The sequence below is a fragment of the Arsukibacterium sp. genome, assembly GCF_041616895.1.
In the GTDB taxonomy this organism is placed as follows: Bacteria; Pseudomonadota; Gammaproteobacteria; order Enterobacterales; family Alteromonadaceae; genus Alishewanella.
Window position 1 is genome coordinate 1 of sequence record NZ_JBFJPY010000124.1, and the last position, 7,571, is coordinate 7,571.

Annotated in this window: 6 protein-coding genes; 3 read left to right on the forward strand and 3 right to left on the reverse strand. The window is 47.1% G+C overall.

The annotated features are described in order from the left end of the window. Both ABY802_RS15110 and ABY802_RS15115 read left to right on the forward strand, forming a co-directional pair. Positions 1 to 649, forward strand: a 649-nt coding sequence (locus ABY802_RS15110) for a THxN family PEP-CTERM protein (RefSeq protein ID WP_372627954.1), incomplete at its 5' end; no start/stop codon positions are given. A 332-nt stretch (positions 650 to 981) separates the two neighbouring features. Continuing rightward, positions 982 to 1,773, forward strand: a complete 792-nt coding sequence (locus tag ABY802_RS15115) for a THxN family PEP-CTERM protein (RefSeq protein WP_372627955.1) — start codon at positions 982 to 984, stop codon at positions 1,771 to 1,773. 66 nt (positions 1,774 to 1,839) lie between these two features. On the opposite strand, the gene ABY802_RS15120 is transcribed toward ABY802_RS15115, so the two are convergent. From ABY802_RS15120 to pepA, 3 genes are read right to left on the reverse strand one after another with little or no spacing between them, the layout of a single operon-like run. Further along, positions 1,840 to 4,695, reverse strand: coding sequence for a valine--tRNA ligase (locus ABY802_RS15120; protein ID WP_372627956.1), 2,856 nt, complete (start codon positions 4,693 to 4,695; stop codon positions 1,840 to 1,842). A gap of 15 nt (positions 4,696 to 4,710) precedes the next feature. Beyond that, positions 4,711 to 5,160 (reverse strand): DNA polymerase III subunit chi, encoded by a 450-nt coding sequence (locus ABY802_RS15125; protein WP_372627957.1) that lies wholly within the window; start codon positions 5,158 to 5,160, stop codon positions 4,711 to 4,713. Continuing rightward, the gene (gene pepA, locus ABY802_RS15130; RefSeq protein ID WP_372627958.1) at positions 5,160 to 6,668 is read right to left on the reverse strand and encodes a leucyl aminopeptidase; all 1,509 of its coding nucleotides are present in this window, start codon (positions 6,666 to 6,668) and stop codon (positions 5,160 to 5,162) included. The genes ABY802_RS15125 and pepA overlap by 1 nt, the downstream gene beginning before the upstream one ends. A 213-nt stretch (positions 6,669 to 6,881) precedes the next feature. Here pepA and lptF point away from each other — a divergent pair. Beyond that, a partial coding sequence (gene lptF, locus ABY802_RS15135) for an LPS export ABC transporter permease LptF (protein WP_372627959.1) occupies positions 6,882 to 7,571 on the forward strand: 690 nt, incomplete at its 3' end.

Sequence of the window (7,571 nt, forward strand, 5' to 3'; positions counted from 1 at the left end):
ACTGATTAGTTGGGGTAGTGCGGGCGGCGATCATACCGATCCAAGTCAAAGTGCCGCTAATTCACGCAGTGGTTTACAAATAACCGAGTCACCGGCAATGGGCCTTATTGAAACTAATAATATGCTGCCATCGCCAACAAACACTATTACGCATTATAACAATACGTTGTCGAATACCTTCGCAACGTTAACTACTGCCAGTATCTTAACCACGTTAAATTTGACACCCACCATGCCGGCAGGTCCAGCGGCGCCAGAGTTTACCACAACGTTTTCGGTAGACTTTATTGAAACGGCGAACCAAACGCCTTGTGATTTTCCAAGTGCTACTGTTTGCGATGATATTTTCGTTATTCAGTTTGGAGCATTAAACAGTGAGTTCGTTTACGATGGTGTCACTTATTTTGCCAGCATTGTTGAGCTGTCAGGTAATTTAACGCCACTGTCCAATGACACATGCGCCAGAGCCGGTGTTGCCAATGGTTGTTTAGGCTTTGCAACGCCAGAAAGTGCATTTACTCCGGCACGTTTTGGTTTCCTTATCACTACTCGTCCGGTGAATGTACCTGAGCCCGCCATGTTAGGTTTATTTGGCTTAGGTTTGTTGGGCTTACGCGCTTTCGGACGTCGTCGGTTAACAACGAAATAACCCGAACTTAAGTAAGTGTCAACGTTAAAAACCGGAGCGAACTCCGGTTTTTTTATTTCATGCACGCGGCATCTCGAATTTCACAATACTTCAAATTTATTCAGTATTTCGTTTTTTGTCAGGGATTTGTCCACTACTTTTATCGAAGCAATTTATCAAAATGTCGCTTGAAGTTTATTTTTTAAACAGTAAATTTTACACAACTTAATCATTAATTTAAAATATTCAATAAAAACAGTGCTTTAAAATGTGGCTCGAAAAATGCTTAATTTAGGATAGTTAAGCGGATATCAACAGTTATTCCGCTAGTTTGTTCCAACAAGGAGTGTCGTATGAAGAAAATATGTAACAGTATGCTGGCGGGAGTCGTGCTATTAATTGCGCCATTTAGTCAGGCCGCAGTTATGCAATGGACGTTTGATGTTAGTACTAAATGGACAAATGCAGAATTTACAGCAGGCAATGGAACTGCAACGTTTAATGACTCATTAATAAGTTGGGGCGCAACAGGCGGCTCTTTTACCGGTGCTAATCCTAACCGAAGTGCTTTACAACTTTCTAATTCACCGGCTACTGGTACCATAAATACTAATGGTGCATTGGCAGCGACTAATACGATCACACATTTTAATAATCCAGTTGCTCTCACTAATCGTCTGCTAGACAGAGCAAATCTGGAGACAATGCTAACCTTAACACCACTACTGCCAGTAGCAGGGCCACAACTGGCGCCATTGCAAACTTTGTTTTCAATCAATTTTGTCGAAACGCCGAACAGAACACCTTGTAATTTTCCAAGTGTGACAATCTGCGATGATATTTTTATACTTGAGTTTGGTGGATTAAACAGTGAGTTTGTATACGAGGGAATATCTTACTTTATTAGCATCGTTGAGCTGTCTGGTAATTTAATACCGTTACCTAATGCGACCTGTGCCAGAGCAGAAGTTGCTAATGGTTGTTTAGGTTTTACAACACCTGAAAGAGCAGCTACCCCAGCGCAATTTGGTTTCTTAATTACCACCCGGACAGTAGAGGTACCTGAACCCGCTATGTTAGGTTTGTTTGGTTTAGGCTTGTTAGGTATGCGTGCTTTTGGACGTCGTCGTCTGACAAAAAAATAATGAGTGGATAATGAGATAGTAGAAAGGCGACCTGATGGTCGCCTTTTTGTTTAACTGTGGGCCTGCCTACAGTGCGGTTATTTCAGCTTGCTGGGCATTTAGCTTACTGATTGCTTGCTCTAGTTCGGTTTGTTTTGCCCGTTCTTTTGCCAGCACCGCTTCTGGTGCCTTTGCCACAAAACCGGGGTTGTTTAATTTGCCGCTAACCCTGGCAAGTTCCTGCTGGGTTTTCTCAAGTTGTTTGCTTATCCGGTTAAGTTCGGCGTCTTTATCAATTAAACCTGCCATCGGGATCAGTAAATCCATATTGCCGACTAACTGAGTTGCACTGGCTGGTGCTTTTTCATCCGCAGCTAGCACGGTAACGCTGTCGAGTTTGGCCATCACCATTAAAAAGTTCTGGTTTTGCTTAAGGCGGCGTTGCTCTTCGTTATTCAGATTGCGCAGCAACACATTAAGCGGTTTGCTGGGGGCAATGTTCATTTCGCCGCGCACATTACGAATGGCAGTAATCACTGCTTTTAACCATTCTAAATCGGCCATCGCTGTGTCATCAGCCAGGCTTTCATTAAACTTTGGATAAGCTTGTAACATAATGCTATCACCGTCGATGAGACAAAGTGGCTTTACCGATTGCCAGATGGTTTCAGTTATAAAGGGCATTATCGGGTGCATTAAACGCAATAAACTTTCCAGCACGGTCAGCAACGTATGCAAGGTACCGCGTTGTTCTGCCTCGGTGCCTTTAAATAACACTGGCTTAGTCAGCTCCAAATACCAATCGCAGAATTGGTTCCAGGTAAATTCATACAGGGCTGTTGCAGCTAAATCGAAACGGTAGTTGTCGATATGCTGAGTAACTTGTTGCACTGTTTGCTGGTATTGCGCCAGGATCCATTTATCTGCCAGTGACAGCACTTTTGGCTCGTTGCCAAAACCACAGTCTTTGTCTTCAGTATTCATCAGTACATAACGACTGGCATTCCACAGTTTATTGCAAAAATTGCGATATCCTTCCAACCGTTTCATATCCCAGTTAATATCGCGCCCGGTGGAAGCAAGTGATGCAAGAGTAAATCGGACGGCGTCGGTACCGCTGGCAGTGATACCGTCCGGGAATTGTTGTTCAGTTTGTTTTGCTATTTTCTCTGCGAGTTTAGGCTGCATCAGATTGCTGGTGCGTTTAGCCAGCAGATCAGGCAGGCTAATGCCATCAATCATATCCAGTGGGTCAATCACGTTACCCTTAGATTTTGACATTTTATCGCCATTTTCATCGCGAATAAGCCCGGTAACGTACACCGTTTTAAACGGCACCTGCGGCTTACCATCATCATCTTTGATAAAATGCATGGTCATCATGATCATCCGGGCAACCCAGAAGAAAATAATGTCAAAACCGGTAACTAACACATCGGTCGGATGAAAGGTTTTTAAATCTTCTGTCTGCTCGGGCCAGCCAAGCGTAGAGAATGTCCAAAGCGCTGAGCTGAACCAGGTGTCCAGCACATCATCATCTTGTCGAAGTGGTAAGTCAGCAGCTAACTGATAAGCACTGCGCACTTCCTGCTCGGTCCGGCCAACATAGACCTTGCCGTCGTTATCGTACCAGGCTGGAATGCGGTGTCCCCACCAAAGCTGACGAGAGATACACCAGTCCTGAATGTCACGCATCCAGCTAAAATACATATTTTCATATTGCTTGGGTACGAACTCGATCTGACCGGTTTCTACCGCTTCCACAGCCGTTTTGGCCAGTGGCGCAACCCGCACGTACCATTGATCTGTAAGCAGTGGCTCAATCACCACTCCACTTCTATCGCCATACGGCAGGGTGTTAGTCAGGTTTTCAACTTTGTCGAGTAAATCTGCAGCATCAAAAGCGGCAACAATAGCTTTGCGGGCAGCGTAGCGATCTAACCCCTGAAAGGCTGCCGGGATTGCTGCTGTCGCGTTCGGATTAAGCTCGCCGTTACTGTGAAAACACTCGCCATCAGTGCGGATAGTCGCATCCTGAGTCAGCACATTAATCATCGGCAGCTGGTTACGTTTACCTACTTCATAATCATTAAAATCGTGAGCCGGGGTGATTTTTACGCAGCCAGTGCCTTTATCTTTATCGGCATGCTCGTCGCTGATAACAGGAATTCGACGATTAACTAACGGTAGTAAAATGTCTTTGCCAATCAGTGTCTGATAGCGCTCATCGTCCGGATTAACGGCAACAGCGGTGTCGCCAAGCATGGTTTCCGGGCGGGTAGTAGCAACCACCAGATAGTTTTTGCCATCTGCAGTAACGGCCCCATCGGCCAGCGGGTAGCGCAAATGCCACATATGGCCTTGCTGCTCTTTATTCTCGACTTCTAAATCGGAAATGGCGGTGTGCAGTTTAGGGTCCCAGTTGACCAGACGTTTACCGCGGTAAATCAAGTCATCCTGATAAAGGCGGACGAACACTTCCTGCACGGCTTCAGACAAGCCCTTATCCATGGTAAAGCGCTCGCGCTCCCAGTCAACAGAATTACCTAGCCGGCGCATTTGCGCGGTTATGGTGCCACCTGATTCGGCTTTCCAGTCCCATACTTTTTCAATAAACGCTTCGCGGCCCAGTTGATGCCGCCCTGGTAAGCCGGCTGCAGCCAGCTGCCGCTCTACCACCATTTGGGTGGCGATACCTGCGTGGTCACTACCTACCTGCCACAGAGTGTTTTTGCCCCGCATCCGCTGATAACGGGTCATGGCATCCATAATGGTCTGCTGAAACGCATGACCCATATGCAGGCTACCAGTGACATTTGGCGGTGGGATCATAATGCAGTAGCTACCGGCACCCGTATCGCCGGCAGGTTTAAAATAACCTTTACTTTCCCATGCGCTGTACATGGCTTGTTCTATCTGACTGGGATTAAATGTTTTTTCCATGAGAGTACCTGTTGTTCAGTCGGCATTGACGGTTGCAGGAGTAATACCTGACTGACGATATTGCTTATAACGTTCCCGGGCTTGTGCTTTGGCAGCGTCTTGCGTCGGAACAAATTCGATAATGTCGGAAAACCGGCTGGCAAAGGCGGGTATGTCAGTTGCCAGGTTAATCAGAACCTGTCGGCTTTGTCTGGGGGGCTGCCAGCTTATTTCTACTGGAGCGCCTCTGGCCGGGCCTTCACCAGATAAATTATGTGGCACAAAACTGTCGGCATCAAATTGCCATAACAGCTGATCGATGAGTTCCGCATCTTGCTGGCTGGCAGTATAAACAAAAACCCGCTGGTTAGCGCGGTAAAAGTTAGCGCACAGCTGACATGCTAAAGCAAAATGAGCTGGCGTAGTGCTCAGCTCATTTTCAGTCGACTGCTGGGGTTCAGCCAGCACATAAAAGGTAACCGCCATCAGTGATCCTGGTTGTGGCCAGCCCGGTTAATTAGAAACTGGGTTAATAAGGCAACTGGTCTGCCGGTAGAGCCTTTATCTTTGCCGCCACTGCGCCAGGCTGTTCCGGCAATATCTAAGTGTGCCCAGTTATATTTGCGAGTAAAGCGCGACAAAAAGCACGCTGCAGTTATAGTACCAGCAGCACGGCCACCTAAGTTGCTAAAATCAGCAAAGGGGCTTTCCAGTTGTTCCTGATAATCATCCCACAAAGGCAGACGCCAGGCACGATCACCACTTTGCTCTGAGGCATTGAGGATCTCATGAGCCAGTGGGTTATGATTACTTAGTAAGCCAGATGCATGCTTGCCCAGGGCGATAACACATGCACCGGTTAAGGTAGCAACATCGATCACCAGCTCCGGATCAAACCGCTCGGCATACGTCAGCGCATCGCACAGTACTAAACGGCCTTCTGCATCCGTGTTTAATACTTCTACTGTCTGGCCAGACATGGTGGTTAAAATATCTCCTGGCCGGTAAGCATTTGCGTCAGGCATATTCTCGGCTGCAGCCAGAATAGCAACAAGATTAACCGGTAAGCCAAGGGCGATTACTGAATGCATGGTGCCAAGTACGGATGCAGCACCGCACATGTCGTATTTCATTTCATCCATACCATCGCCAGGCTTCAAACTAATACCACCTGAGTCGAACGTCAGGCCTTTACCAATTAACACCATAGGCGCGCTTTCGTTGCCGGCGCCATTATATTTGATCACCGACATTTTCGGACCGTTTACCGAACCACGGCCCACCGCCAGATAGGAGTTCATACCATGGCTGGCCAACTCTTCGGCACCAAGCACTTCAACACTAACTTTATCAGATAACTCTACCAACGCCTGCGCCTGTTCAGCTAAATACGCCGGGGTACAAATGTTAGGAGGCATATTGCCAACGTCTTTACACTGTTTGATACCAGCTGCAATCGCCAGACCTTGCTCAACAGCACGCTCGCCAATGGTCAGATCGCGGCGGGTGGGTACGTTAAATACAATTTTTCGTAACGGACGGCGGGTTTCGTCTTTTTTGCTTTTTAAGCGGTCAAACACATACAGACAGTCTTGGGTGGTTTCCACCGCATGTCGCACTTTCCAGTAGGTATCGCGGCTTTTTACATGCAGTTCAGATAAAAAGCACACCGCTTCCATCGATCCGGTTTCGTTCAGGGTGCTAATGGTTTTAGCAATAATCTGCCGGTACTGCCGCTCGTCTAATTCGCGTTCTTTACCGCAGCCCACCAGCAATACCCGCTCGCTCAGCACGTTAGGCACATGATGTAACAACAACACCTGACCGGGTTTGCCTTCTAAATCACCGCGGCGCAATAAATTGCTGATATAACCTTCGCTGATTTTATCCAGTTGTTCTGCTACTGCGGAAAGACGACGTGGCTCGTAAACGCCAACAACGATGCAAGCGCTGCGTTGTTTTTCCGGACTTCCGCTCTTAACGCTGAACTCCATACTTACTCCTGATTCTAAGAGACTGTGCTACTATAGCCATTACCAATTTTCATTGTGTTATAGCGCCAGCTAAAAACATGGCTGAATTCTACCTTGAATTGAGAAAAAAGCTCGGTTTTCACGGTGCTTTGCCTGATAATAATTGTAATAAATATCAAGTTTACTTAAAAATTGCCAGGTTTCCAGCAAAAAGACAGGTTTTAGGGGGCATTTTTGATTATATTTCGTTATCTGATTGGGGAGGTGTTTCGCGCCCAATTAGCCGTCTTTGTTATCCTGACAAGTATTATCATCAGCCAGCGCTTTGTAAAAATTCTTGCTGATGCCTCAGAAGGCGATTTGCCTGGACAACTGGTAGTAGGAATTGTTGCACTAAAATTACCGCAGCTTGCGGTGATCATCCTGCCGTTAAGTGCGTTTCTGGGGATTCTTGTCGCATATGGCCGGATATATGCTGACAGTGAGATGACCGTGCTGCATTCCACCGGCGTAAGCGAGTGGTATGTTACCCGCTTAACCTTATTGCTATCGGTGTTTATGGCGGTTTTAGCCGGCAGCGTAACCCTTTACTTAAGCCCATGGGCTACCGAGCGTGAATATCAGCTGCTGGAAAAAGCTGACAGCAATGTAGGGCTATTCTCGTTGGTGCCGGGCCGCTTTCAGCACACTGCTAATGAAAAAGCAGTGATTTTTGTTCAGGATATCAGTCGTTCAGGCAACAATTTATCCCGGGTTTTTGTGGCACAAACTGAATTACATGGTGAACAGTCACAGCATGCTATCGTGTATGCCGAAACTGGTGCCGTTACCGAGGATGCCGCAACCGGCGCTCAGATGCTCGAATTACAACGCGGTCGGCGCTACGCCGGCGATGGCCGCTCTCCCGCTTACGAAGTAACAGAG

Excerpts from the sequence above, each read along its gene's own strand:
- ABY802_RS15115 (WP_372627955.1), top strand. The coding sequence starts at position 982 with ATGAAGAAAATATGTAACAGTATGCTGGCGGGAGTCGTGCTATTAATT.
- ABY802_RS15120 (WP_372627956.1), bottom strand. The coding sequence starts at position 4,695 with ATGGAAAAAACATTTAATCCCAGTCAGATAGAACAAGCCATGTACAGC.
- ABY802_RS15125 (WP_372627957.1), bottom strand. The coding sequence starts at position 5,160 with ATGGCGGTTACCTTTTATGTGCTGGCTGAACCCCAGCAGTCGACTGAA.
- pepA (WP_372627958.1), bottom strand. The coding sequence starts at position 6,668 with ATGGAGTTCAGCGTTAAGAGCGGAAGTCCGGAAAAACAACGCAGCGCT.